26 protein-coding genes are annotated in these 25,303 nt (G+C 33.1%); 3 read left to right on the top strand and 23 right to left on the bottom strand.

The window, feature by feature from the left end:
- Nucleotides 1-123: 123 nt before the first annotated feature.
- Genes hemL through ACTF56_RS07555 form a run of 4 tightly spaced genes read right to left on the bottom strand, consistent with a single transcriptional unit; the run spans nt 124 to nt 3,448 of the window.
- Nucleotides 124-1,404, bottom strand: coding sequence for a glutamate-1-semialdehyde 2,1-aminomutase (gene hemL / locus ACTF56_RS07570; RefSeq protein WP_438966304.1), 1,281 nt, complete (start codon nt 1,402-1,404; stop codon nt 124-126).
- The gene (locus tag ACTF56_RS07565; RefSeq protein ID WP_438966303.1) at nt 1,404-2,228 is read right to left on the bottom strand and encodes a glucosaminidase domain-containing protein; all 825 of its coding nucleotides are present in this window, start codon (nt 2,226-2,228) and stop codon (nt 1,404-1,406) included. The genes hemL and ACTF56_RS07565 overlap by 1 nt, the downstream gene beginning before the upstream one ends.
- Nucleotides 2,215-3,120 (bottom strand): 1-aminocyclopropane-1-carboxylate deaminase/D-cysteine desulfhydrase, encoded by a 906-nt coding sequence (locus ACTF56_RS07560; protein ID WP_438966302.1) that lies wholly within the window; start codon nt 3,118-3,120, stop codon nt 2,215-2,217. The genes ACTF56_RS07565 and ACTF56_RS07560 overlap by 14 nt, the downstream gene beginning before the upstream one ends.
- A gap of 1 nt (nt 3,121) precedes the next feature.
- Entirely contained in the window at nt 3,122-3,448 is a 327-nt protein-coding gene (locus ACTF56_RS07555; RefSeq protein ID WP_438966301.1) for a hypothetical protein, read from the bottom strand.
- Between the two features lie 110 nt (nt 3,449-3,558).
- Between ACTF56_RS07555 and ACTF56_RS07550 the strand changes: the two genes are divergently transcribed.
- Together ACTF56_RS07550 and ACTF56_RS07545 are read left to right on the top strand one after the other, a co-directional pair.
- Nucleotides 3,559-5,787 carry a urocanate hydratase gene (locus tag ACTF56_RS07550; protein ID WP_438966300.1) on the top strand — a complete coding sequence of 743 codons (2,229 nt, stop codon included), beginning with the start codon at nt 3,559-3,561 and terminating at the stop codon, nt 5,785-5,787.
- Nucleotides 5,788-5,834: 47 nt separating this feature from the next.
- Nucleotides 5,835-6,368 (top strand): DUF4136 domain-containing protein, encoded by a 534-nt coding sequence (locus ACTF56_RS07545; RefSeq protein WP_438966299.1) that lies wholly within the window; start codon nt 5,835-5,837, stop codon nt 6,366-6,368.
- A gap of 38 nt (nt 6,369-6,406) precedes the next feature.
- On the opposite strand, the gene ACTF56_RS07540 is transcribed toward ACTF56_RS07545, so the two are convergent.
- The 19 genes from ACTF56_RS07540 to ACTF56_RS07450 all read right to left on the bottom strand — a co-directional run bounded on the left by ACTF56_RS07540 (nt 6,407) and on the right by ACTF56_RS07450 (nt 24,843).
- Nucleotides 6,407-8,452 carry an alpha-ketoacid dehydrogenase subunit alpha/beta gene (locus ACTF56_RS07540; RefSeq protein ID WP_438966298.1) on the bottom strand — a complete coding sequence of 682 codons (2,046 nt, stop codon included), beginning with the start codon at nt 8,450-8,452 and terminating at the stop codon, nt 6,407-6,409.
- Nucleotides 8,453-8,583: 131 nt separating this feature from the next.
- Nucleotides 8,584-9,639: a branched-chain amino acid aminotransferase gene (locus ACTF56_RS07535; protein WP_438966297.1), complete on the bottom strand. Its 1,056-nt coding sequence runs from the start codon at nt 9,637-9,639 to the stop codon at nt 8,584-8,586.
- A gap of 14 nt (nt 9,640-9,653) precedes the next feature.
- Entirely contained in the window at nt 9,654-10,940 is a 1,287-nt protein-coding gene (locus ACTF56_RS07530) for a dihydrolipoamide acetyltransferase family protein (RefSeq protein WP_438966296.1), read from the bottom strand.
- Nucleotides 10,941-10,980: 40 nt separating this feature from the next.
- Complete coding sequence (locus ACTF56_RS07525; protein ID WP_438966295.1) at nt 10,981-11,577, bottom strand: transferase hexapeptide repeat family protein; 597 nt, start codon at nt 11,575-11,577, stop codon at nt 10,981-10,983.
- Between the two features lie 92 nt (nt 11,578-11,669).
- Complete coding sequence (locus ACTF56_RS07520) at nt 11,670-12,422, bottom strand: enoyl-CoA hydratase/isomerase family protein (RefSeq protein ID WP_438966294.1); 753 nt, start codon at nt 12,420-12,422, stop codon at nt 11,670-11,672.
- Between the two features lie 42 nt (nt 12,423-12,464).
- Nucleotides 12,465-12,755 carry a GIY-YIG nuclease family protein gene (locus tag ACTF56_RS07515; RefSeq protein WP_438966293.1) on the bottom strand — a complete coding sequence of 97 codons (291 nt, stop codon included), beginning with the start codon at nt 12,753-12,755 and terminating at the stop codon, nt 12,465-12,467.
- 54 nt (nt 12,756-12,809) lie between these two features.
- On the bottom strand, nt 12,810-15,305 hold the full coding sequence (gene paaZ, locus ACTF56_RS07510) for a phenylacetic acid degradation bifunctional protein PaaZ (RefSeq protein WP_438966292.1): 2,496 nt from the start codon (nt 15,303-15,305) through the stop codon (nt 12,810-12,812).
- Nucleotides 15,306-15,411: 106 nt separating this feature from the next.
- Nucleotides 15,412-16,620, bottom strand: a complete 1,209-nt coding sequence (gene pcaF, locus ACTF56_RS07505; RefSeq protein WP_438966291.1) for a 3-oxoadipyl-CoA thiolase — start codon at nt 16,618-16,620, stop codon at nt 15,412-15,414.
- 82 nt (nt 16,621-16,702) lie between these two features.
- On the bottom strand, nt 16,703-17,017 hold the full coding sequence (locus tag ACTF56_RS07500; RefSeq protein WP_438966290.1) for a four helix bundle protein: 315 nt from the start codon (nt 17,015-17,017) through the stop codon (nt 16,703-16,705).
- Between the two features lie 27 nt (nt 17,018-17,044).
- Complete coding sequence (locus ACTF56_RS07495) at nt 17,045-17,449, bottom strand: PaaI family thioesterase (RefSeq protein WP_438966289.1); 405 nt, start codon at nt 17,447-17,449, stop codon at nt 17,045-17,047.
- An 86-nt stretch (nt 17,450-17,535) separates the two neighbouring features.
- A complete protein-coding gene (locus ACTF56_RS07490) occupies nt 17,536-18,687 on the bottom strand; it encodes a 3-hydroxyacyl-CoA dehydrogenase NAD-binding domain-containing protein (RefSeq protein ID WP_438966307.1) in 1,152 nt (383 codons plus the stop codon).
- 56 nt (nt 18,688-18,743) lie between these two features.
- Entirely contained in the window at nt 18,744-19,106 is a 363-nt protein-coding gene (locus ACTF56_RS07485) for a four helix bundle protein (protein WP_438966288.1), read from the bottom strand.
- 52 nt (nt 19,107-19,158) lie between these two features.
- Entirely contained in the window at nt 19,159-19,941 is a 783-nt protein-coding gene (locus ACTF56_RS07480; RefSeq protein ID WP_438966287.1) for an enoyl-CoA hydratase-related protein, read from the bottom strand.
- A gap of 64 nt (nt 19,942-20,005) precedes the next feature.
- The gene (paaD, locus tag ACTF56_RS07475) at nt 20,006-20,506 is read right to left on the bottom strand and encodes a 1,2-phenylacetyl-CoA epoxidase subunit PaaD (protein ID WP_438966286.1); all 501 of its coding nucleotides are present in this window, start codon (nt 20,504-20,506) and stop codon (nt 20,006-20,008) included.
- Between the two features lie 84 nt (nt 20,507-20,590).
- Entirely contained in the window at nt 20,591-21,343 is a 753-nt protein-coding gene (paaC, locus tag ACTF56_RS07470) for a 1,2-phenylacetyl-CoA epoxidase subunit PaaC (RefSeq protein WP_438966285.1), read from the bottom strand.
- A gap of 1 nt (nt 21,344) precedes the next feature.
- Nucleotides 21,345-21,629, bottom strand: a complete 285-nt coding sequence (gene paaB / locus ACTF56_RS07465) for a 1,2-phenylacetyl-CoA epoxidase subunit PaaB (RefSeq protein WP_438966306.1) — start codon at nt 21,627-21,629, stop codon at nt 21,345-21,347.
- A gap of 62 nt (nt 21,630-21,691) precedes the next feature.
- The gene (paaA, locus tag ACTF56_RS07460; RefSeq protein WP_438966284.1) at nt 21,692-22,672 is read right to left on the bottom strand and encodes a 1,2-phenylacetyl-CoA epoxidase subunit PaaA; all 981 of its coding nucleotides are present in this window, start codon (nt 22,670-22,672) and stop codon (nt 21,692-21,694) included.
- Nucleotides 22,673-23,014: 342 nt separating this feature from the next.
- Nucleotides 23,015-24,088 carry a 1,2-phenylacetyl-CoA epoxidase subunit PaaE gene (paaE, locus tag ACTF56_RS07455; RefSeq protein WP_438966283.1) on the bottom strand — a complete coding sequence of 358 codons (1,074 nt, stop codon included), beginning with the start codon at nt 24,086-24,088 and terminating at the stop codon, nt 23,015-23,017.
- 182 nt (nt 24,089-24,270) lie between these two features.
- Complete coding sequence (locus tag ACTF56_RS07450; protein ID WP_438966282.1) at nt 24,271-24,843, bottom strand: TetR/AcrR family transcriptional regulator; 573 nt, start codon at nt 24,841-24,843, stop codon at nt 24,271-24,273.
- 128 nt (nt 24,844-24,971) lie between these two features.
- Here ACTF56_RS07450 and ACTF56_RS07445 point away from each other — a divergent pair, with 128 nt between their 5' ends.
- The gene (locus ACTF56_RS07445) at nt 24,972-25,280 is read left to right on the top strand and encodes a rhodanese-like domain-containing protein (protein ID WP_438966281.1); all 309 of its coding nucleotides are present in this window, start codon (nt 24,972-24,974) and stop codon (nt 25,278-25,280) included.
- Nucleotides 25,281-25,303 lie beyond the last annotated feature (23 nt).

The raw sequence follows: 25,303 nt of genomic DNA, 5'->3' as shown, positions 1-25,303 counted from the left end.
GAACTCGGAATTTTTGAAATTTTCTTTTTTGTTGACATATTATTTAATATTTAGTCAACTTTTTTCAGGACAAGACAAAAATATAAAAAAGTCCGAAATTAATTTTCGGACTTTTTTTTGAACTTATTTAGTGGCTTCTTCAATAGCTTTGATTGTGAAATCTAAATCATCATAAGATAAAGCATCCGTAATGAACCAAGTTTCATAGGCTGACGGAGCAATATAAATTCCTCGTTTAAGCAATTCATGAAAAAAGTTTTTAAAATGGTCATTATCACCATTTTTAGCCGTATTAAAATCCACTACAGGAGCTGCATCAAAATGAACTGAAATCATTGAACCTACTCTATTTATTGTAAAAACAACGTTATTTTGATTCAAAACTTTTCTAATCCCATGCTCTAAATAAGCTGTTTTTTGGTCCAATCTGTTATAAACTTCTGAATCGGCATTTAAAGCCTTCAACATTTCATAACCAGCGGCCATTGCTAATGGATTTCCTGATAATGTTCCTGCTTGATAAACCGGTCCAATTGGAGCTAAATAATTCATTATTTCTTCTCTTGCAGCAAATGCTCCAACAGGCAAACCACCTCCAATTACTTTTCCAAAACATACAATATCTGCTTTTACATTGTATAATTCTTGTGCACCCCCTTTTGCTAATCTGAAACCCGTCATTACTTCATCAAAAATAAACAACGTATTGTTAGCATCACATAAATTTCTTACTGCTTCCAAAAATCCCTTATTTGGAGGAATACAACCCATATTTCCAGCAACCGGTTCAATAATGATTGCAGCAATTTCATTTTTATTAGATTCGAAAAGAGCTTTTACATTTTCAATATCGTTGTAGTTGGCTAAAAGAGTGTCTTTAGCAGTTCCTTTAGTAACACCAGGACTGTTTGGGCTCCCAAAAGTAATAGCACCACTTCCCGCTTGAATTAAAAAAGAATCTGAATGTCCGTGGTAACATCCTGCAAATTTTATGATTTTTTCGCGATTAGTAAAACCTCTTGCCAAACGAATAGCGCTCATACAAGCCTCTGTGCCTGAACTAACAAATCTTATTTTATCGATATTTGGAACCATAGAAACAGCCAATTCAGCAATTTTGGTTTCCAGTTCAGTAGGAGTTCCAAATGAAGTTCCCATTTTAGCTCTTTCAATAACAGCATCAACTACTGGCTCAAAAGCATGCCCCAAGATCATTGGTCCCCAAGAATTAATATAATCTATGTATTTATTATCATCTTCATCAAAAATATAAGCTCCTTTAGCACGATTGATGAAAATTGGAGTTCCTCCAACAGCTTTAAAAGCTCTAACTGGAGAATTTACTCCACCTGGAATTACTTTATTGGCTTCAACAAATAATTCGCTACTTCTTTTATATTGCATTATTTAATTTTTATTTTTTGTCCAATTGAAATGGCATTATCTTTAATCTTATTCAACTTAACTAATTGTTCCACAGTAGTATTAAACCTTTTTGATATGTTATAAAGTGTATCACCTTGAACTACGGTATATTCGCTTGAATTAGTTTCTGTTATCTCGTCTTTTTTTTCATCTTTTTTGGAAATTGCTTTTGAACCTAAAACCTCTTTATCATAATCACTTAAATTATAACGTTCAATGATGCTAATTAACTTAGAAGGATATTTGGGATCTGTTGCATAACCTGCTTGTTTTAAACCATTAGCCCAAGCTTTATAATCACTTTGATCCAATTCAAAAAGAAAATTATACCTTTTTCTTGTAGTTAAAAATAAAGCATGGTCTCTATAAGATTCTGAAGCTTGACTGTATTTTCTAAAACACTCTCCTTTTTCGTCATCATCATGATATACTCTATCCCCTTCCCATTCCGAATGACATTTAATTCCAAAATGATTGTTAGCTTTTATACTTAAAGTACCATTTCCTGAACCAGATTCTAAAATTCCTTGAGCTAAAATTATACTTGCAGGAATTCCATATTCTTTCATATTTGTTTTGGCAGTTTCTTTGAACGACTTAATATATTCTGTAACATTTGCATAATTAACTACAACTTTTGAAGTTGCTTCAAGTTCTTCATCAACTTCAATTGCTTTTTTTGGAATAGGCTTTTGAGCGGTAGAGGTCGTTCTTATTTTAGTTGATTTTACATTTCTTTTTGAACCACAACTAATTAAAAATAAAACCATTACAACAGAAAAAATTATTTTAAAAATTCTCATATTTTAATATTTCTTTATTTTTTTTTGCCAACTTTTGATTTATACCAGCAATTCCTTGCAAACCACCCGTATGAATTATTAATACTTTATCTTTTTCAGAAAAAAAGTTTTTTTGATACAAATCTACAATTCCAAAAACCATTTTTCCTGTATAAATTGGATCTAAAGGAATTGAAGTTTCTAAATAAAAATCATTAAGAAAACGAATTAATTCACAAGATATTTTACCATATCCACCAAAATGATAATCTGTTTTCAAATCCCAATTAGATTGCTTTGCAAAGTTACTAATATCCTTTGAAATAAAATCACCTTTTAAGGCGGGAAAACCCAGAATTTTTTGGTTGGTTTTACTTGAATTTATAATCCCAGAAATAGTTCCTCCAGTTCCCACACAACAACATATATAATCAAATATTGCGTCGGACTCCAAAAGAATTTCTTCACAACCTTTTACAGCTAATTCATTTGTTCCACCCTCAGGAATAAAATAAGCATTTTGATATTTTTCGTTCCAACTAATAAGAAAATCTGAGGAACTTTTATCTCTATACATCTCTCTAGAAACAAACTCAAAATGCATTCCTAAAAGAGAAGCTTTTTTTAAAGTAGGATTCTCATTTATTTTTGAGGACAATTCTTCCCCTCTGATTATTCCAACTGTTTTAAGATTATTTTCAAAACCTAAAGCTGCCACTGCCAAAATATGATTTGAAAATGCTCCACCAAATGTAATTAAAGTATCGTTCTTTTGAATTTGAGCTTCTTGTAAATTATATTTTAGTTTTCTGTACTTATTTCCCGAAATTAAAGGATGAATTAAATCTTCTCTTTTAATAAAAAGATTGTTAGAAATATTTTTAAAGTTAATTTTTTGATTTTGAGTATTCAAATTATAAATATTTTATAAAATTCCAAAAAGACCTTTGCATTAAATAGTAAAGGTTTTTTTCGTTTTGATAAGCTTCCCGTTCAAAAGAAATATTCATATAAGCTTTGTTCCAACTTTTATATTGAAAATATCGAACTATAAATTCTAAACCATACCAAATAAAAAAAGGAATAACCAAAAGTTCTAATTGTTGCCGAATATGAATTTTTTCATGATTAAGCAAAATCGGATTTAATTTATCTTCTTTAAAAGAAAGAACAATAAAAGGAAAAATTGATATCCCTCTTACCCATTTAGGAGTTAAATATTTAAAAACTACTACTATCATTTGATGCAAAGTTGATAAATTTTTTCTTTAAATAATATTTTTGCCAAAGGAAAGAAAGAATCACATTAAAATAATTAATTTTGTATTAAACAATAATGTGATTTGAAGCTATGAACAATGAAATAAATCCTAATGATTTAATAGAAGGAGAAGATTTCTATTACACAACTGAAGGATACAAATCTTTTACAGAAAAATATCACTTAAAAAGAGGGTATTGTTGTAAAAGTGGATGCAGACATTGTGCATACGGATACGATAAGAAAACAGGAAAAATTAAAAAATCAGATATTCAGACCTCAGGTAATCAGATATTAAAATCTGAAAATCTATTATCTGAAAATCCAAAATCCAAAATAATGACTTTCAAAGAACTAATTCAACAAGGAATTCCAGATGTTTTACCCAATGTAAAACCATATGAAAATGAGATTAATCACGCACCAAAACGAAAAGAAATTCTTTCGGATGATGAAAAAAAGTTGGCTTTACAAAATGCGTTGCGTTACTTTGAACCAAAACATCACGCAACTTTACTTCCTGAATTTAAAGAAGAATTAGAAAAATACGGAAGAATTTATATGTATCGTTTTCGTCCTGATTATGAAATGAAAGCGCGTCCAATTTCAGAATATCCAGGTAAAAGCGAACAAGCCAAAGCAATCATGTTGATGATTCAAAATAATTTGGATTATGCAGTAGCACAACATCCCCACGAATTGATTACCTATGGTGGAAATGGTGCTGTTTTTCAAAATTGGGCACAATATCTTTTAACCATGCAATATTTGTCTGAAATGACAGACGAACAAACTTTAACGATGTATTCTGGACATCCAATGGGCTTATATCCCAGTCACAAAGATGCTCCAAGAGTTGTAGTGACAAACGGAATGGTTATTCCAAATTATTCAAAACCGGATGATTGGGAAAAAATGAATGCATTAGGAGTTTCGCAATACGGACAAATGACCGCTGGAAGTTATATGTATATTGGCCCACAGGGAATTGTACACGGAACAACCATCACCGTTTTAAACGGATTTAGAAAAATAAAAAAGTCTCCAAAAGGAGGTTTATTTGTAACTTCAGGTTTAGGCGGAATGTCAGGTGCTCAGCCAAAAGCAGGAAATATTGCTGGTTGTGTTACAGTTTGTGCCGAAGTAAATCCAAAAATCACACACATTCGTCATTCACAAGGTTGGATTAATGAAGTGATTGAAAACATAGACGAATTGGTTCCAAGAGTTAAAAAAGCATTGGAAAATCAAGAAGTTGTTTCTATTGCTTATTTAGGAAATGTAGTAGATGTTTGGGAACGTTTTGACCAAGAAAACTTACTGATTGATTTAGGTTCAGATCAAACTTCTTTACACAATCCATGGGCTGGTGGTTATTACCCAATCGGATTCACATTTGAAGAATCGAATGAAATGATGGCAAATAATCCATCCAAATTTAAAGAAGAAGTTCAAAAAACATTGCGTCGTCATGCAGCAGCTATCAATAAACATACAGAAAAAGGAACTTATTTCTTCGATTATGGAAATGCCTTTTTACTAGAAGCATCTCGTGCTGGAGCAGATGTTTTTGCAGAAAATCACATTGATTTCAAATACAATAGTTATGTACAAGATATCATGGGACCTATGTGTTTCGATTATGGTTTTGGACCCTTTCGTTGGGTTTGTGCTTCAGGAAAACCAGAGGATTTAGCAAAAACCGATAAAATTGCTTGTGATGTTTTGGAAGAAATGATGAAAAATGCTCCCGAAGAAATTCAGCAACAAATGGCAGATAATATTCAATGGATAAAAGGAGCTCAAGAAAATAAATTAGTAGTAGGTTCGCAAGCCAGAATTCTTTATGCTGATTCAGAAGGTCGAATAAAAATCGCAGAAGCTTTTAACCAAGCTATAGCAAAAGGAGAAATTGGTTATATAATTTTAGGAAGAGATCACCATGATGTTTCAGGAACTGATTCTCCTTACAGAGAAACTTCTAATATATACGATGGCTCTCGTTTTACGGCTGATATGGCGATACAAAACGTAATTGGAGATAGTTTTAGAGGAGCAACTTGGGTTTCCATACATAATGGAGGTGGTGTTGGTTGGGGTGAAGTTATAAATGGCGGATTTGGTATGGTTATTGACGGTAGTAAAGAGGCTTCAAGACGTTTAGAGTCAATGCTTTTCTGGGATGTGAATAACGGAATATCAAGAAGAAACTGGGCAAGAAACGAAGGAGCTATTTTCGCTATAAAAAGAGCGATGGAGACGCAACCTTTATTGAAAGTTACCATCCCTAATATAGTAGAAGACTATTTGTTTGAATAATATTTTTTGAACATTTTTAATTGTCTAACAATCTAAAATAATACGCTATGAAATCACTAAAATTAATTCCTTTGTTTATGCTTTTCGTTCTTGCTTCTTGCGGATCTGTAAGAGTAAATGCAGATTATGACAAGAAAGTCAATTTTGATCAATACAAAACTTATGCTTACATAAAAGCAAATATAGATAAAGTTGAAATTTCGGATTTAGATAAAAAAAGAATTTTACGTTCCATTGACGAAACTATGACTGCAAAAGGATTTACCAAGTCAGAAAATCCTCAAATGTTAGTCAGCATCTTTACAAAAGAAAGCGAACGTGTCGATGTTTATAACAACAACATGTGGGGAATGGGCTTCGGTTGGGGTTGGAATCCTTGGTGGGGAATGGGAATGAATACCGTTTCTGTTACACCTGAAGGAACATTGTTTATAGATTTTTTTGACGCCAAAACAAAAGACATGATTTGGCAAGGTGAAGGAAGTGGTTATTTAACCAAGAATACAGACAAAAAAGATGCTAGAATTAAAGAATTTGTAGCGAAAATATTGGAGCAATACCCACCTGTTTTGAAGAAATAAATTTAAAAAAAACCTCCAATTTGGAGGTTTTTTTTTAACTAATAATTCAACAACTCGTCAATCTTTACTTTAACTTTATCCACATTTGGAATCATCGTGAATTCTAATGTACTATTTAAAGGAATAGCTGGCATGTTTTCAGAACCAATTACCATAACTGGTGCATCTAAATTCTTGAAACATTTTTCTTGAATTAAACCTGCTAAACTTCTAGCAAAGGAATTATTGGTTGGTTCTTCGGTTACAACCAAACATTTTTTAGTTTTTCGTACTGATTTTAAAATCGCTTCTTCATCCAAAGGATATAAAGTACGTAAATCGATAATTTCAACTTGGTTTTTAATATCAGCCGAAGCATTCAATGCCCAATGCACTCCCATTCCGTAAGTGATAATTGAAATGGTTTCTTCGGTTTCTTGTTCCCAAATTTCTTGAACGATATTCGCTTTTCCAAAAGGCAACATATAATCTTCGCTTGGTTCGTTGACTCTTGCTGCATCGGTTCCTTTAACTTTACTCCAATACAAACCTTTATGCTCTAAAAACACAACCGGATTTGGATCATAATAGGCTGCTTTCAACAAACCTTTTAAATCGGCACCATTACTTGGATAAGCGATTTTTATTCCTCTAATATTGGTTAAAACACTTTCTACAGATGATGAATGATATGGTCCACCACTTCCATAAGCACCAATTGGAACACGCAAAATCATACTTACTGGCCATTTTCCATTCGATAAATAACACGAACGACTAACTTCAGTGAATAATTGGTTTAAACCTGGCCAAATATAATCTGCAAATTGTACCTCAACAATTGGTTTTAATCCAACAGCAGACATTCCCACAGTTGAACCTACAATAAATGCTTCTTGGATTGGTGTATTGAAAACTCTTTCGTCTCCGAATTTTTGTGCTAAGGTAGCTGCTTCTCTAAAAACTCCACCTAATCGTCCTCCAACATCTTGTCCGTATAATAAACTTTCAGGATGTTTTCTCATGATTTCTTCAACAGCAAACAAAGCACAATCAACCATTACCACTTTTTCTTCACGTGCTGGATTTCGTTCTCCAACTTCTTCTGTAATTGGTGTTGGAGCAAAATCATGTGTAAATAAATCTTCTGGTTTTGGATCTTCTGCTTTTTGAGCTTTTTCAAAATCTGCTTTTACAGTTGAAATAGCATCGTTTTCAATTTCATTAATTTCTGAATCTGAAAATCCATTATCTTTTAATTGTTGAATCAAAACTGGATAAGGATCACGAGATTTTGCTTCATCTAAATCGTCACGATACCATTCCATTCGAACTCCAGATGTATGGTGATTCAATAAGGGAACTTTTGCATGCACTAAAAAGGGTCTTCTTTCTGTACGAATCGTTTTAATTACTTTTTCTAAAGCTTCATAACTTTCTGTAAAGTTGGCTCCATTAATTGAAATGGCTTCAATTCCGTGAAACCCTTTGGCATATTCAAATGCATTTTGTGCACGAGTTTCTGCTGCATTAGCAGAAATATCCCAACCGTTATCTTGTACCAAATATAAAATTGGCAATTGTTTTAAAGCTGCCATTTGTAATGCTTCGGCAATTTCTCCTTCAGTAACAGAAGCATCACCAAGTGAACAAACTACCAATGGATTTTCTTGATCTTTATCTTGAATACCTGTTTTTTCTTTGTACCAAAAACCCATTGCTGCTCCAGTGGCTGGTATTGCTTGCATTCCGGTTGCAGAAGATTGATGTGGAATTTTTGGTTTATCAGCATCATTCAAACTTGGATGACAATAATACGTTCGACCACCAGAAAATGGATCGTCTTTTTTGGCCAACAATTGCAACATCAAATCATAAGGTTGCATTCCAATTCCTAATAACATTGCGTCATCACGATAATAAGGAAAAGCATAATCTTGAGGCAATAATTGCATTGCAACAGCAATCTGAATCGCTTCATGACCACGAGAAGTTGCATGCACGTATTTGGAAACTATTTTGAAATTTTCTTCATACAATTCGGCCATGGCTTTTGCGGTTGCCATGGTTGAAAATGCTTTTTTTAATATATTTTTTTCTAACATTTTATTATTTTAAACCATTAAGTTATTTAAGGTTCATTAAGTTTTCACATTAATTTTTTAATTGTTTCTCAACCATTATTGAACATTAGTTTTATTTCTTAATTTTCTTAATGAACTAAATGGTTTTAAAACTATTTTGCTTCAACAATCCAACCGAATTTATCTTCTGCTTTTTGAACTTTTATAGCATTCAAGGTATCATTAACCATATTTGAAACTGGATTTTCAGCTGGTAATTTTAAAGTGAAATCATCATTTCCAATTTCTTCAATCATGGCAATTCCAACAGCTGTTCCTACTCCGAAAGCTTCTTCTAAAGTTCCATTTGCTGATGCTTCTTTGATTTCAGATAATTTGATGGGTCTTTCGGTTACTTCAAAACCTTTATCTATTAATAAATCGATCACACTCATTCTTGTAATTCCAGCTAAAATAGAACCTGATAGATCTGGTGTTATGAATTTTCCATCTATTTTGAAGAAAATATTCATGGTTCCAACTTCTTGAATGTATTCAAAATCTTGTGCATCTAACCATAAAACTTGATCATATCCTTTTGCTTTTGCTAGTTCAGTTGGACGAATCGCTGCTGCATAATTTCCTGCTGCTTTTGCTTCTCCTGTTCCACCGTTTACAGCACGAACATATTTATTTTCAGCAAATAATTTAATTTTTTTACTAAAAAATGGTCCAGCTGGTGAACCTAAAATTATAAACTTATAACTAGATGCTGCACGCATTCCAATAAAAGGTTCATCTGCATACATAAAAGGTCTTAAATACAACGCACTTCCTTCTTTGGTTGGAATCCAATCTTTTTCAATGGCTGTAAATTGTTTTAAAGCTTCTACAAATAAATCTTCAGGAAATTGAGGCATTCCCATTCTGTCAGCACTAAAATTCAAACGTTTAGCATTTTGGTCAGGACGAAATAACAAAGGTGTTCCATTTTGTCCTTTTGTAGCTTTCATACCTTCAAAAATAGCTTGCCCGTAATGCAATGCCATAGCTGCTGGATGTGTTGGTATTAAATTTAAAGCTTCAATTCTTGGATTTTGCCATTCCCCATTAGTAAAATCACAAACAAACATATGATCTGTAAAGTTGAATCCCATAGTAACATTATCCAAATCAACTTGGGTAACTTTTGATTCTTTAACTTTATTTATTTTTATTTCGGATGTCATAAACTCTGTCATTTTTATATCGTTGTATTTGTATCAAATTGTTCTAAATAATCTCCCACTTTTCGCAAGAATGATCCTCCTAAAAACCCATCAACAACTCTATGGTCGAATGAAAGAGAAAGGTACATCATACTTCTAATTGCAATTTCATCACCTCTTTCAGTAGTGATAACTTCTGGACGTTTTTTTATTATTCCTAAAGCTAAAATCGCAACTTCTGGTTGGTTGATGATTGGTGTTCCCATTAAACTTCCAAAAGTTCCTACGTTTGAAATTGTAAACGTACTTCCTTGAATTTGTTCGGGTTTTAATTTATTATTTCGGGAAGCTTCTGCTAATTGATTTACATCTTTCGCTAAAGCAAGAATATCTTTTTCATTGGCATTTTTTACCACAGGAACAATTAAATTCCCACTTGGTAAAGCCGTTGCCATTCCAACATTAATATCTTTGTGAACATAAATCTTTTTATCATCTACAGACACATTGATTAACGGAAAATCTTCAATCGCTTTGGCTACAGCTTGAACAAAAATGGGCGTAAAGGTTAGTTTTTCGTTATATTTTTCTTGAAATTTATCTTTATTGGCATTTCTCCAATCCACTAAATTCGTAACATCTACTTCAATGTAAGAAGTTACATGAGGTGAAGTTTGTTTCGAATAGACCATGTGATCCGCAATCATTTTGCGCATTCTGTCCATTTCAACAATGTTATCCTTTCCTTCAACGTAATTGATTTTAGGTTTTGGATATGAAGAAGTTGTTGGTTGTTGGTTGTTGGTTGTTGAGATAGACTTTAGTGGATATTTACGATTCTTCAAGTAATTAAAAACATCACTTTTTTGAATTCGACCATCAGTTCCTGAACCTGGAATACTTTGCACTTCTTCTAAAGAAAGATTTTCTTTTTGTGCGATACTCACAATTAAAGGAGAAAGAAAGGCATCAGGATTGCTTTTTAACTGTTTAAATTCGGTATTCGATTGCTTCGCAACTTCTGGTTGAGTTTCAACTTTAGTACTAACAACTTCTTGTTTTACACTTTTAGCTTCTTGCTTCCCATCAGCATCTATCAAAGCTAGTACTGTTCCAACAGCAACTACATCGTCTTTTTGAAAACGAATTTCAGTAATTGTTCCTGAAACTGGTGAAGGCACTTCGCTATCGACTTTATCGGTTGCGACTTCTAAAATCGTTTCTTCTGCTTCGACAAAATCTCCTACGTTTTTCAACCAAGAAATTATCGTTGCTTCGGATATACTTTCACCCATTTTGGGCATTTTGAATTCTGTTATCATTTTAATATTTTTTTGCCACGAAGGCACAAAGGCACAAATTTTATTTTTTTATAAATTCATTTAAAGTAGCGTATAAAGCTTCTTGTGTTGGACGATTGGCTGGAATTTCTCTTAATGGTTCTACTGCTTTTAAACTTTCATAACATTCTGATGGCAGTTTTTGATATAGAGCTGTTCCTTTTGTTTTCCAATCAATCATTTCGTCTGAAACATCTTTTATAATTGTCGCTGGATTTCCAACGACCATTTTTCTATTTGGGATTTGCATTCCTGCTTTTACAAAAGCTAAAGCTCCAATGATACATTCATCTCCAACGTTTACATCATCCATGATTACAGCGTTCATTCCGACAAGGCAATTCGCACCAATATTAGCTCCATGAATAATGGCTCCGTGTCCAATATGTGCTCCTGCTTTTAAAATCATAGATTTTCCAGGGAACATGTGAATGGTACAATTTTCTTGAACGTTACAACCATCTTCAATGATGATTTCGCCCCAATCTCCACGAATGGCTGCTCCTGGACCAACATATACGTTTTTTCCAATAATGACATTACCCGTAATAGCTGCTTGCGGATGAATGAAACTACTTTCGTGTATTACTGGGATGAACCCTTTGAATTCGTATATCATTTTTTCTTTTTTAGAAGAAAGAGGCAAGAACAAAGAAGAAAGATTTAATCGTTTCAACTATATCTTTTCTCTTGCTTCTTTTCTCTATTCTCTTATTTAAACTTCTTTAACGTTTCTTTTGTAAAATCAGATAGAACTAATCTTCCGCTGATGGCTGCTCTTTCGGCTAGAAGGCTGTCCCAATCTTCTGTTCCTCTCCAGAATACTTTTTTCATTTCTTGCATCGCTTCTGGATTGTAAGTGCATAAATGCTCGGCAAATTTTTGAACTTCTGTGTCTAATTCTTCTATGCTTTCATATACATTTGCGAATAAACCTTTTTGTTTTGCCCAAGTTGCTTCGTAAAATGTATTGGCATCAATAGCAATTTGTGACATGGCTGAAACTCCCATTTTTCTTTCGATGGCTGGTGCAACTACAAATGGTCCAATTCCAACATTTAATTCCGATAATTTAATGGCTGCAAATTTTGTTGCCATACAATAATCAGTTGCTGCTGCAATTCCTACTCCACCACCAACGGTTTTTCCTTGAATTCTTCCTATGATGAATTTTGGGCATTTTCGCATAGCATTGATTACGTTTGCAAATCCTGAAAAGAATACTTTTCCAGTGGCTGCGTCATTTATAGAAATTAGTTCTTGAAAACTGGCTCCGGCACAGAAAGTTCTGTCGCCACCACTTTTTAGAATTATAACTTTTACTTCGTTATTGTTTCCAACTTCTGTGATGGTGTTGGCTAATTTGGCTAATATATCGCTTGGTAACGAGTTGTGTTCTGGATGAAAGAACTCGATGGTTGCGATGTTGTTTTTTATTTCGTGTTTTACGTATGCTTGTGTCATATCTATTTCCCGTGCATACGGGAATCTTTTAATTGATTAAACTTAAATTTCATTATATAAATCTTTCCAATCTACATTGAATTCATTTATTAAATTGGTTTTCCATTCTCTATTCCATTTCTTAAATCTTGCTTCACGCAAAAGAGCCTCTTCTTTTGTATTAAAAACTTCATAGTAAACTAACGTATCCAAATTATATCTTGCAGAAAATGTTGTTGGATGCACTTTGTTTTTATGTTGATATATTCTTCTTTTCAAATTATTTGTATATCCAATATATAAAACACCATCTTTTTTATTTGTGATTATGTATATATAAAATTTTTCAGGCATATATATTTATATTAGATTCCCACCTTCGTGGGAATTTTTGAACAGTTTGATGTTTTACAAAACATCAAACTGTTCAAAGTGATGATTCAAATGTTTTCTTTCTAATAAATACGAGGCATATTTGTTCATTTCTCCGAATACCATGTTTTTTACTTTTGCTTCTGGGTTTTCTTTGAAATAGGTTTTGTAAGCCTGCCTTGATTCAAAAAACTTGGCTTTTGCTGTTTCAAAATCGGGATGAACTAAAGCTTCTACTTCTCCTTTTTTCATGGTTGGAAAAGAAGTTCCCATTGGAAATTTATCGTAATTGTATAATGAGTTTTGTACTTTATCTAGAATTTTTTCGGGTGTTGCAATTTCAAAATCTTGAATTTCTCCAGACATTATTCTGTAACCGTGCTCTAAATGTTCCAACAGATGTTGAGGCGTTAAAATGCCCCATTTTGGTTTTGTGTTTTCTGTCAATTTGTTGATGCACTCTTCTATTTTTTCATCGGTCATTTCAACAAAAACTTCTTGCTTTTTTTGTACCATTGTTAGAATTGTTGCTACTGCTACTAATTCATCCTCAGCATCAAAAACCTCAACAAACCATTTTACAATGCCGCTTGGATGCTCGGCTGAAGCTACATCTCTATCTACTTTTTGTTTACACGTTAAACGAACATAAACGGTATCGTTATGGTATAATGGACGTAAAAAACGACATTCTTCTAAACCATAATTAGCGGCAACTGGTCCTTTATTTGGATATACGAACAATCCTGCTGCTGCAGCTAAAATGAAATAGCCATGAGCAGTTCTTTTCTCGAATATACTTCCGTCAAGTGATGTGATATCTGTATGAGCGTAGAAATGATCCCACGTTAAATTGGCAAAATTGATGATATCTGTATCGGTAAAAGTACGTTTGTGTGTTTTTAACGACATTCCTGGTTGAATATCTTCCCAATGGTATTTGAAAGGATGTTCTGGTGCTTCTTTGTATTTAGCGTTGGCTTGATAAATGCCTGTGATTTCTGTAATTGTGGTTGGCGAACCTTGAATCGCGCAACGTTGCATATAATGTTTTATGCCTCGAACTCCACCCATTTCTTCTCCTCCACCAGCACGTCCTGGACCACCGTGAACCAACATTGGTAATGGTGAACCGTGACCTGTACTTTGCTTAGCCATTTCGCGATTTCCGACTAAAATTCGACCGTGATGTGATGCTGCTCCGATTACATAATCTCTTGCAGTGGCATCATCATAAGTGAAAATGGAAGAAACCAACGAACCTTTACCCATTTGCGATAAAGTGATAGCATCTTCTAAAGTTTTATAAGGCATAATCGTAGAAACTGGTCCGAAGGCTTCAATTTCGTGACAAGCTGTATTTGTGAATGGATTATTTTCTCGCATTAAAATTGGTTTCAAGAACGAACCTTTTTTAGCATCAGCTCCGATAGTTTGAACCTCATCAAAGTTTCCGTAAACCATTTGTGCTGTTTGAGCGATTTTGTTTACTTGGGTTTTTACACTTTCGACTTGAGTTTTGTTTACCAAAGCTCCCATTCGAACTTCTTTTACTCTTGGATCACCAATAGTGACTTTATCTAATAGTGATGCCAAAGCTTTTTGAACCTCATCGATTAATTCTTCTGGAACAATTATTCTTCGGATTGCAGTACATTTTTGTCCGACTTTTACGGTCATTTCGTTTTTGACTTCTCTTACGAATAAATCAAATTCTGGTGTTCCTGGAACAGCATCTTTTCCTAAAATAGAACAGTTTAAAGAATCAGCTTCCATTGTGAATGGTACAGATTCTTCAATTAATCTTGGATGATTTTTTAATAATCTTCCTGTTTGTGCTGAACCTGTAAATGTTACAACATCTTGCGAATTGACAGTATCTAAAATTGATTTTGTCATTCCGGTTAACAATTGTAATGCACCTTCAGGTAATATTTTTGATGCGATTATTTCTCTAACAACTGCTTCTGTTAAGAAAGAAGTTTGTGGTGCTGGCAAAACTACAGCTGGCATTCCAGCCATCCAATTCACGGCACATTTTTCTAACATTCCCCAAACTGGGAAATTGAAGGCATTGATATGAACCGCAACTCCGTGTTTTGGAACCAAAATATGATGTGCCATAAAACGACCACCTTTTGATAAGTCGATTGGATCACCTTCTACATGAAACGGTTGGTTTGGGAATAATTTTCGTAGAGAAGCATTAGCAAATAGATTTCCGAATCCACCTTCAATGTCAATCCAACTATCGATTCTTGTTGCTCCTGTTCGGTAACTTAATTCGTAAAAGGCTTCTTTCTTTTTGGTAAGATATAAGGCTAATGATTTGATCATATTTCCTCTTTCTTGGAAGGTCATTTTACGTAATTTTTCACCACCTTTTGTTCTTCCGTATTCTAAAACGTTTGGAATATCTAATCCATCGGTTGTAGTAAATCCGATTATTTCTCCTGTTATGGCGTCGAACATTGGAGTTCCTTGTCCTTGTCCTTCTTGCCAGCTTCCGTTTATGTAGTTTTGTAGTTTCATTGTTACCTAAATATCGTTCCTACGGAACTTTTTAATAATTTTAAAATCAAAAATTGTCCATTTTTAATCTTTAATTAATTTTTTATCCGATGGCTAAAGCCAACGGCTATTCAGCTACGCGTTCTATAATTGCTGCGTAACCTTGTCCAACTCCGATACACATTGTTATTAATGCATATCTTTTTTGAGTTAGTTGTAATTCTAATGCTGCTGAATAGGCAATTCTTGCACCAGTTACTCCTAATGGATGTCCGATTGCTATGGAACCACCGTTTGGGTTTACTCTTGCGTCATCGTCTTTTAATCCTAATTCGCGTAAGCATGCTATACTTTGTGAAGCGAAGGCTTCGTTTAATTCTATGATATCGATTTGGTCTAAAGTTAAATTAGCTTTTGCTAAAGCTTTTTTAGTGGCTTCCACTGGACCAATTCCCATGATTCTTGGTTCTACTCCAACTACGGCTGAACTTACTATTCTAGCTATTGGTTTCAGCTTATATTTTTCTACAGCTTCTGCTGATGCGATTATGGTTGCTGCTGCACCATCATTTAATCCTGATGAATTTCCTGCTGTTACGCTACCGTCTTTTTTGAAGGCCGGACGTAATTTTCCTAATACTTCTAATGAAGAATTTGGTTTGATGAATTCGTCTTTTTCAAAAATTATTGGATCACCTTTTCTTTGCGGAATTTCTACTGGTACGATTTCTTTTGCCAAACGACCAGAATTTTGTGCTGCAGTTGCTTTCATTTGACTATTCAAAGCAAATCTATCTTGATCTTCTCTTGAAATGGAATATTTTTCTACTAAATTTTCAGCAGTTTCTCCCATTCCGTCAGTTCCGAACATGCTGTGCATTTTTGGATTTATAAAACGCCATCCGAAACTTGAATCGTACATTTTTGAATCTGTTCCGTAAGCAGAAGATGGTTTTGAAACTACTAATGGTCCGCGAGTCATGTTTTCGATTCCACCAGCAATAAAAATATGTCCGTCACCAGCTTTTATAGCACGATTGGCATGAATAATGGCTGATAAACCTGAACTACATAAACGATTTACAGTTTCTCCGGGAACTGTATGAGGTAAACCTGCTAAAAGCAAAGACATTCTCGCCACATTACGATTGTCTTCTCCTGCCTGATTAGCACAACCCATGATTACATCGTCGTATGCTTCTTTTGGTATATTTGGATTGTTTTCAACTACAGTTTTGATTACCAATGCGCCTAAATCGTCTGGACGAACCGGTGCTAAACTTCCTTGATAACTTCCTATTGGAGTTCTTGCTCCGTCTATTATGTATGCTTCCATTTCAATAGTTATGAATTATTAGTTATGAATTATTAGTTCTTAACTTGTAAATTTTTCTTTGTTGTAATAATTATACTTTTAATTATTTTAATACTTCTGTTGATTGTGAATAGATTCTTTTAAAATCTTTCTCTTCAATATATTTTGTTTCTTTTAATAGCTCTAACCAATACATTGATTCATCACATTCTTTTTGAGCAATTGATAATTTATGAATGAAGTCTAATTTACTTTGAGCATTTGCAGCCTCTCTAACATTTGCACCAACTGAAGTTATAGAACGTAAAAATTGTTTGCTCATTACGAATTCCTTCTTTTCTGAAACTAAATGTTTATAAAAATTAACTCCTGAAATTGCTAATTCAAAACTTTCATTTTTAACAATGCTATCACTCATAACTCATCATTAATAATTCATAATTATTTACTCCCAATCTTTTTGAGTACGATATACTACACCTTTGAAAAGAGCGACTAATTCTCCGTTTCTTTTAACTTCTATGATGTTGAAACCTAATTTATTGTTTACTTTTTCTATTACAGATTCAGCAACTAAATAATCTCCTTCGTTTACTGCTTCTATGTGATTTATGGATGTTTCAATTGAAACTGCAAATTTTCCATGTGTGTTGGCTGCGAATCCGAAGGCTGTGTCGGCTAACGAATATGTGATTCCTCCATGTGCTTTTTGCATGCTGTTTAGCATTTCTGGACGAACTTTCATGGCTACTTTACAGCGACCGATTTCACATTCTAAAATCTCGATACCTAACCATTGGCTGTAAGCATCTTGAGCTAGCATTTTGTATGGTATTTTTGTTCCTTCCATAATGATTTATTTGATTGTTGATTAACAATTTTTGATTTTAGAAGTTTCGAAAAGCTCAAAAATCAAAAATCGTTAATCTTCAAGCGTTAATTAAAAAACTTATTACCTGATTTTGTTATTCTTCTCAAAATTGGACTACATCTGTATCTGTCTTCGTGATATTCGTTATATAATTCGTCTAATTTTTCTACACACCAATTTATTCCTTTTTCATCTGCCCAAGCTAATAATCCTTTTGGATAATTAACTCCTTTTGTCATTGCGTTGTCGATATCTTTTGCTGAAGCGATATTTAAAAATAAAGCATCTGCTGCTTCGTTTATTAACATTACTAAAACTCTATCGAATATTTGTTGTGCTTTAATTCTATCTTCTGTTTGTTTTGGTAATTCTTTATTGTAATCATAAAAACCTCTTCCTGATTTTCTTCCTAAATAACCTGCTTCGACTAAACGTTTTTGGGTTAAAGATGGTTTATATCTTGGATCGAAATAGAATGCTGTGAAAACGGTTTCGGTTACTACGTAATTTACGTCGTGACCAATAAAATCCATTAATTCAAATGGTCCCATTTTGAAACCACCCATTTCTTTTAAACTCCAATCGATGGTTGCCATATCTGCAAAACCTTCTTCTAGAATTCGTAAGCTTTCGCTGTAAAAAGGTCGAGCTACACGATTTACTATAAATCCTGGTGTGTCTTTTGCAACTGCAACTACTTTTTTCCAGTCAGAAATAGTTTGAACCGTTTTATTTAAAACTTCTTCACTGGTTTGAATCGCTGGCACAACTTCCACTAATTGCATTAAAGGTGCTGGATTAAAAAAGTGAATTCCAATGACGCGTTCTGGTTTCTGGCAAGAAGCTGCAATGGAAGTTATGGATAATGAGGATGTATTTGAAGCTAATATTGTATTTTCTGAGACTACTATTTCTAATTCAGAAAACACTTTTCGCTTGACTTCAAGATTTTCAACTATGGCTTCGATAACTAAATCTGAATCTGATAAATCGTTTAATGTATTTACGTAAGAAATATTATTCTGAATTCGATTTTTCTCAGCTGCATCAATTTTTTGCTTTTCGATTAATCTATCTAAAACTTTTTCTAAACTGATTTTACTTTTGATTAAAGCTTCATTATTTAGGTCAAATAATTTTACTTGATAACCAGAAGTTGCAGCGACTTGTGCTATTCCACTTCCCATTGTTCCAGAACCGATAACAGCAATTTTGATTAACGATTGCTGATCAACGATTTTTGATTTTTGATTTTTTTCGTCCATTTCAAAATTCATGATTGTTTTTTTAAAGACGCAGTTTTTATGCTTGCAACGAAAATTGAAATTAATTCATCATTTTCTTTTATTAATTTATCTAACAAAGTAATATCTGAAATCAAATTTGCTCCTTTTTGGATTTTCATATTTATTAAACTTTCTCTTAATTCTTTCAAACAAATTTTCATTTTATGTAAAAAATCATTTGTTGATTCTCCACTTCTAGCTTCTCCATAATTTAATGCCGAGGAAGTAGCAGAACGAATCAATTGTTTTGCTAAATGTTCTGAAGCAAAAGATTGGTCTATTTTTTTACAAAGTAAAATTATATCTACTGCAAATTGAATTAATCGCTCTTCTAATATATTGGGTTTCATATTTATTACTATTTAATTCTAAAATCAACAATCAAAATTCGTTAATCGTTAATCAATTCCCTTTAAATTCGGGTTTTCTTTTTTCTACGAAAGCCGTTACACCTTCTTTATAGTCGTTTGATGAACTTGCTTCTATTTGTAAATCGCTTTCTAAAGTTAATTGTTGTTCCAAATTATTAATTAACGATTGGTTTAATAATCTTTTTGTTAACCCTAATGCTTTTGTTGGCATATTAGCTAAAGTCGTAGCTAATTTATTGACTTCCTCTTCAAAATTTTCTACTGAAAACACTTTGTAAATCATTCCCAAATCTAAAGCTTCTTGAGCGGAAACTTTATCTCCTAACATCATTAAAGCTGTTGCTTTTTGGAAACCAATCAATCTTGGTAAAAAGAAGGTTCCAGCGCTATCAGGCACTAATCCTATTTTACTGAATGCTTGAATAAAACTTGCACTTTCAACGGCTAAAACAATATCACAAGCTAAAGCGATATTTGCACCAGCTCCAGCTGCAACTCCATTTACAGCAGCAATTACCGGTTTTTCAATGGTTCTTATTTTTTGGATGATTGGATTGTAATGCTCTTCTAATATTTTTCTGAAACCAGGATTTAATTCTGGATCAGTAACTTCTTTTAAATCTTGTCCAGCACAAAATGCTTTTCCGTTTCCGGAAATTACGATGGCTCTTACATTTGAATCGCTAGCACAATTATCTATTTTTTCTTGCATAGACAATGCCATTTCGCGATTGAAACTATTGAAAACGTCTGGACGATTCAGAGTTATAAATGCTATTTTATTTTCAATTTTTAGTTCAATTGAATTACTCATACCTTATTTATGTTTCTCGCAAAGTCGCAGAGTCGCAAAGACTAAAACCACAAATTCGCATATTTTATTTTAAACATTTAAAATAGTCAAATGGTTCTAAACAATCTTCGCATTGAAAAAATGCTTTGCAAGCTGTAGAGCCAAATTGACTAACTAATTTTGTATTGAATGAACCACATTGTGGGCATTTAACTACTTTTTTATTTCCGAGAAGTGCTTCCTTATCAGCTGTTTCAGATAATGGAGCAGCAATTCCGTATTTTTCTAATGCTTTTCTTCCTTTTGGAGTAATCCAATCGGTTGTCCAAGCTGGTGATAATATTAATTCGACTTTGGCTTTATATCCTTTGTCTTTGAATGCTTTGATGATATCTTCTCCAATGACATCCATTGCTGGACAACCACTGTATGTTGGTGTGATTTGAACCTCAACAATATCATTGACTAGTTTTGCAGAACGCACAACTCCCATTTCCATAATCGATAAGACTGGAATTTCTGGATCGGAAACTGTTTCGAGTATTTCGAATAGTTTTTGGTCGATATGTGTTAGTTCTTCTGTCATAAAGATTTATTTGATTGAAGAATAACGATTTTTGATTTTTTGAACTTCTGAAATCTTAAATCAATATTCGTTAATCGTTAATCACTACCAATTCATATTTGGATAAGCCAATTGCATGTATTGCATTTGCGCTAATAGATAACCCATGTGTTCGCTGTGGATTCCTTGTTTACCTCCTTTTTGGAAATATTTTATATCTGGAGTTTGAATGGTTGCTTCTTCTAAAATTTCGTTTACTTTTTTATAAAATAAATCTTTTAACAAGCTAACATCAACTCCAATTCCTTCTGAAATCATAGCTTTATCAGCATCAGTTTTGTGAAATAATTCATCAGTGAATTCCCATAAATCATTGACTGCTGTTTGAATTCTGCTATGACTTTCTTCGGTTCCATCTCCCAAACGCTTCATCCAATCTGATGAAAAACGAGTATGATACGAAACTTCTTTGATACTTTTTTTAGCAATTGCAGCTAAGGTCTCATCTTTACTATTTTGTAGTTCTGAAAGCAATAACAAATGATAAATATCAAAAAAGAATTGTCTTGTAATGGAATAAGCAAAATCGCGATTAGGTTGTTCTACTAAAAGGACATTTTTGTATTCACGCTCTTTTCGTAAAAAAGCGATTGTATCCTCTGTAACTTCTTCTCCTTGCAATTTGGCAGCATATTGAAAATAACTTCTCACTTGACCGAATAAGTCTAATGAAATATTGGTCATTGCGATATCAGTTTCTAAACTTGGACCGTGACCACAAAGTTCACCTAAACGTTGTCCTAAAATCAGAGCGTTATCTGCAATTCCGTAAATATATTGAACTAAATTATCCTTCATCTTACATATGTTTTAATTCGTCAGGCAATTCATAAAAAGTTGGATGACGATACACTTTATCGTTTGCAGGTTCAAAAAGTTCTGCATTATCATCTGGATTTGAAGCCGTAATTTGAGCTGATGGAACAACCCAAATACTTACACCTTCATTTCTTCTCGTATAAACATCACGTGCGTTTTCTAGTGCCATCGTTGCATCGCTTGCGTGAAGTGAACCACAATGACGATGTTCTAATCCGTTTTTACTTCTTATAAATACTTCCCAAAGAGGCCAATTCTTCATAATAATGAGTTGTGAGTTATGAGTTATGAGTTACTGATAATTCAAAACTCATAACTCATAATTGATTAAATTGCTTGTTTTACTACTTTATTTTCTTGTTTTTCTGCGTAAGCCATAGCTGCATCTCGAACCCATTTTCCATTTTCCCAAGCGTTTACTCTTGCAGAAATACGTTCTTTATTACATGGACCGTGACCTTTGACTACTTGCCAGAATTCATCCCAGTTCATTTCTCCGAAATCGTAGGATTGTTTTTCTTCGTTCCATTTTAAATCAGGATCTGGGATGGTTAAGCCAATCATTTCTGCTTGTGGAACCGTTTGATCTATAAATTGTTGACGTAAATCGTCGTTACTTTTTCGTTTTAATTTCCACTTCATTGATTGATCTGTATGAATAGATTCAGCATCTAAAGGACCAAGCATCATTAAAGCAGGCCACCACCAACGATTTAAAGCGTCTTGTGCCATTTCTTTTTGTTCAGGAGTTCCTTCGGCCAAAGTCATCATGATTTGAAAACCTTGTCTTTGGTGAAAACTTTCTTCTTTACAAACACGAACCATTGCTCTAGCGTAAGGGCCATAAGAGGTGGAACATAAAGGTACTTGATTGATAATAGCTGCACCATCAACTAACCAACCGATTGCTCCCATATCTGCCCAAGTTAAGGTTGGATAATTGAAAATGCTTGAATATTTTGCTTTTCCAGAATGCAATTGTTCGTATAATTCTTCGCGAGAAATTCCAAGTGTTTCTGTCGCAGAATAAAGGTATAAACCATGACCTGCTTCATCTTGAATTTTAGCTAGTAAAGCTACTTTTCGTTTTAAAGATGGAGCACGAGTTATCCAATTTCCTTCAGGCAACATTCCGACAATTTCAGAATGTGCGTGTTGGGACATTTGGCGAATGTGTGTTTGACGGTATTTTTCAGGCATCCAATCTTTTGGTTCGATTTTTTCGTCTCTTGCAATTTTTGCATCGAAAATTTCTTCTAGACTTCGACTGCGCTCAGCCCATGGGTTTTTTACTTCTTTTTCTGACATACTTTTTTGAATTAGTGTTCAGTGTTCAGTCGCCGTAATTCTTTACTTTGCAGTAACTTTGAACGATTAATACTTTTTTCTTCTTGAACCATTAAGTCATTTAAGGTTCATTAAGATGTGTTTTTTTATATTTTATTTTTTTTCAATTCGTTTCCTTTCTATCCCTGATTGCAGTGAAAATCCTTTTTTTATAAAAAAAGATTGTAACGTAAAGCAGGAAAATGGACCACTAAAATGCCCGAGCCATTTGCTCTAAATGATTTATTTGATTGTTGATTAACGATTGTTGATTTTAGATTTTATGTTTACCAATCAAATTTCGTTAATCTTAAATCGTTAATCTTATACTCCAAAATCTACTACCACTTTGTCTGTAGTTGGTACAGCTTGACAGCTTAAAACCAATCCGCGTGCAACTTCGTGAGCGTCAAGTGCATAATTTATTTTCATTTCTACTTCTCCTTCTACTACCATACATTTGCATGTGCTGCAAACTCCGCCTTTACATGCGAATGGTAAATCGGCTCCAGCTGCTAATGCTCCATCGAGAATATTGTCGTAAGAATCTTCCATGATGAAATGGAATTCTTTTCCTCCATCTATAATGGTAACATCGGTTCCGCTGACTTTATGTTCTACTATTTTTTGGATTCTTTTTTTATCTTCTTCGGAAATTCCAGAAGTAAATAGTTCGTAATGAATTTTATCTTTTTCTAATCCGGCGGCAGTTAATTCGTCACGAATTAAGAAAATCATTTCTTCTGGTCCACAAATAAAACATTCATCTACTGAAGGAACATCTATTATTTTTTCTGTAAGAACTTGTATTTTTTCTTTTGTAAATCTTCCATTAAATAATTCTGAAAAACGGTGCTCTTTTGTTAAGAAATGAAAAATCTCAAAACGACCGAAGTATCTGTTTTTTAATTGTTCAATTTCTTCTTTAAAGATAATTGATTTTACACTTCTATTCAAATAAAACAGCTTAAATGTACTGTTTGGTTCAGAAGCCAAATGTGTTTTTACAATGGAAAGTATAGGTGTAATTCCGCTACCTGCTGCAAATACAATGTAATTTTTAGCTTTTTCTTTTTTAATTTCTACATTAAAAACACCACTTGGAGCCATAATTTCAAGAAAATCTCCTTTTTGCAGATTTTCATTTGCAAAAGTGGAGAACAAACCACCGTTAATTTTTTTTATAGCAACTTGCCATTTATTTTCTATTGGACTTGAACATAAAGAATAAGAACGACGAACATCTTGACCATCAATTATTGCTTTTAGAGTCAAATGTTGTCCAGGCTTGTACTGAAATTCATCGGTTAAATTTTGAGGAATTTGAAATGTAACTACAGAACAATCTCTTGTTTCTTTATATATATCTTGGACTTGTATGTTATGAAATTTTGCCATTTGGTACTTATCAAAATTTAACTAACAACCGTTAGTTTACTATGCAAATTTAGTGAAAAATATTTAATGTTACGAAATCGTTATATATTTTTAACTTTTGTTTTATTTATTTGCAAGTAATATACTTATACACAAAGTTTTTCATAAAAAAAACTCTATGTTTTGAAACCTTTTGAACTTTGCTAATTTACAATTCCTTTTAAAAGAACTTCTGCCATGTTTTTTTTAAGGGAAGCTTCTGTTAATGGTTTTTTCTTTCCATACCATAAGTAGAGTGTTCGTAAAGTGGAAAGTATTGAAAAAATAATTACTTCTGGATTTAAGTTCTTAATTTCATTAGATTGAATGCCTGATTTAATTAAATTTCTAAAAGTCTCTTCGTAATTTTCTCTCATTTTGATGAAGTAAGTCAATTCGTCATCAGTTAAATGCATCCAATCGTTATTTAAGCAAGCTAATGCATCAGGATTTCTAATAGTAATATCTATATGAAGTTCTACAACTTTTTCAATTTTTTCAATTGTTTTCAAATCTGAAATCGCTATCAAATTAATTCTGTTGGTAAACTCTTCTGCAATTTCTAAAACAATTAGCACTAAAATCTCTTGTTTGGATTTAATATGATTGTATAAACTTGCGGCTTTTATATCTAAAGCTTGGGCAATATCTCGCATAGTTACAGCGCTATATCCTTTTTCTTTAAAAAGTTTAGCAGCACAATTTATTATTTCGGTTTTTCTATCAATAGGCTTCATTAGTTCAAAAATAGTAAATTGAATTGATTGAGGTAACAAATGTTACAAAAGTATAATAAGTAAATTGTAATTTTGATGTAAATTAAAAAGTTAAAAAAACAAATTAGATTAATTTTAAAAGTAAAGCCATGGGATTATTAGACTTATTGGGTTTTGGAAACAAAACAAATGATGTTCAAGAATATGTTCAAAAAGGAGCAATAATTTTAGATGTTAGAACTTCTGAGGAATACAAAGAAGGTCACATTCAAGGATCAAAAAATATAGCTTTACAAGTATTGAATGGTAAAATTGCTGAAATTAAAAAATGGAATAAACCAATAATTGCCTGTTGTCGTTCTGGAATGAGAAGTGCTCAAGCAACCTCAATTTTAAAACAAAACGGTATTGATTGTATTAATGGTGGTGGTTGGACCAGTTTACAAAACAAATTATAAAAAAGGCTTAAGTAATTGAAGCT

Origin of the sequence: Flavobacterium sp. (assembly GCF_965657075.1) — a bacterium.
Classification (GTDB): Bacteria; Bacteroidota; Bacteroidia; order Flavobacteriales; family Flavobacteriaceae; genus Flavobacterium.
This window is presented reverse-complemented; position numbering and strand designations above follow the sequence as displayed.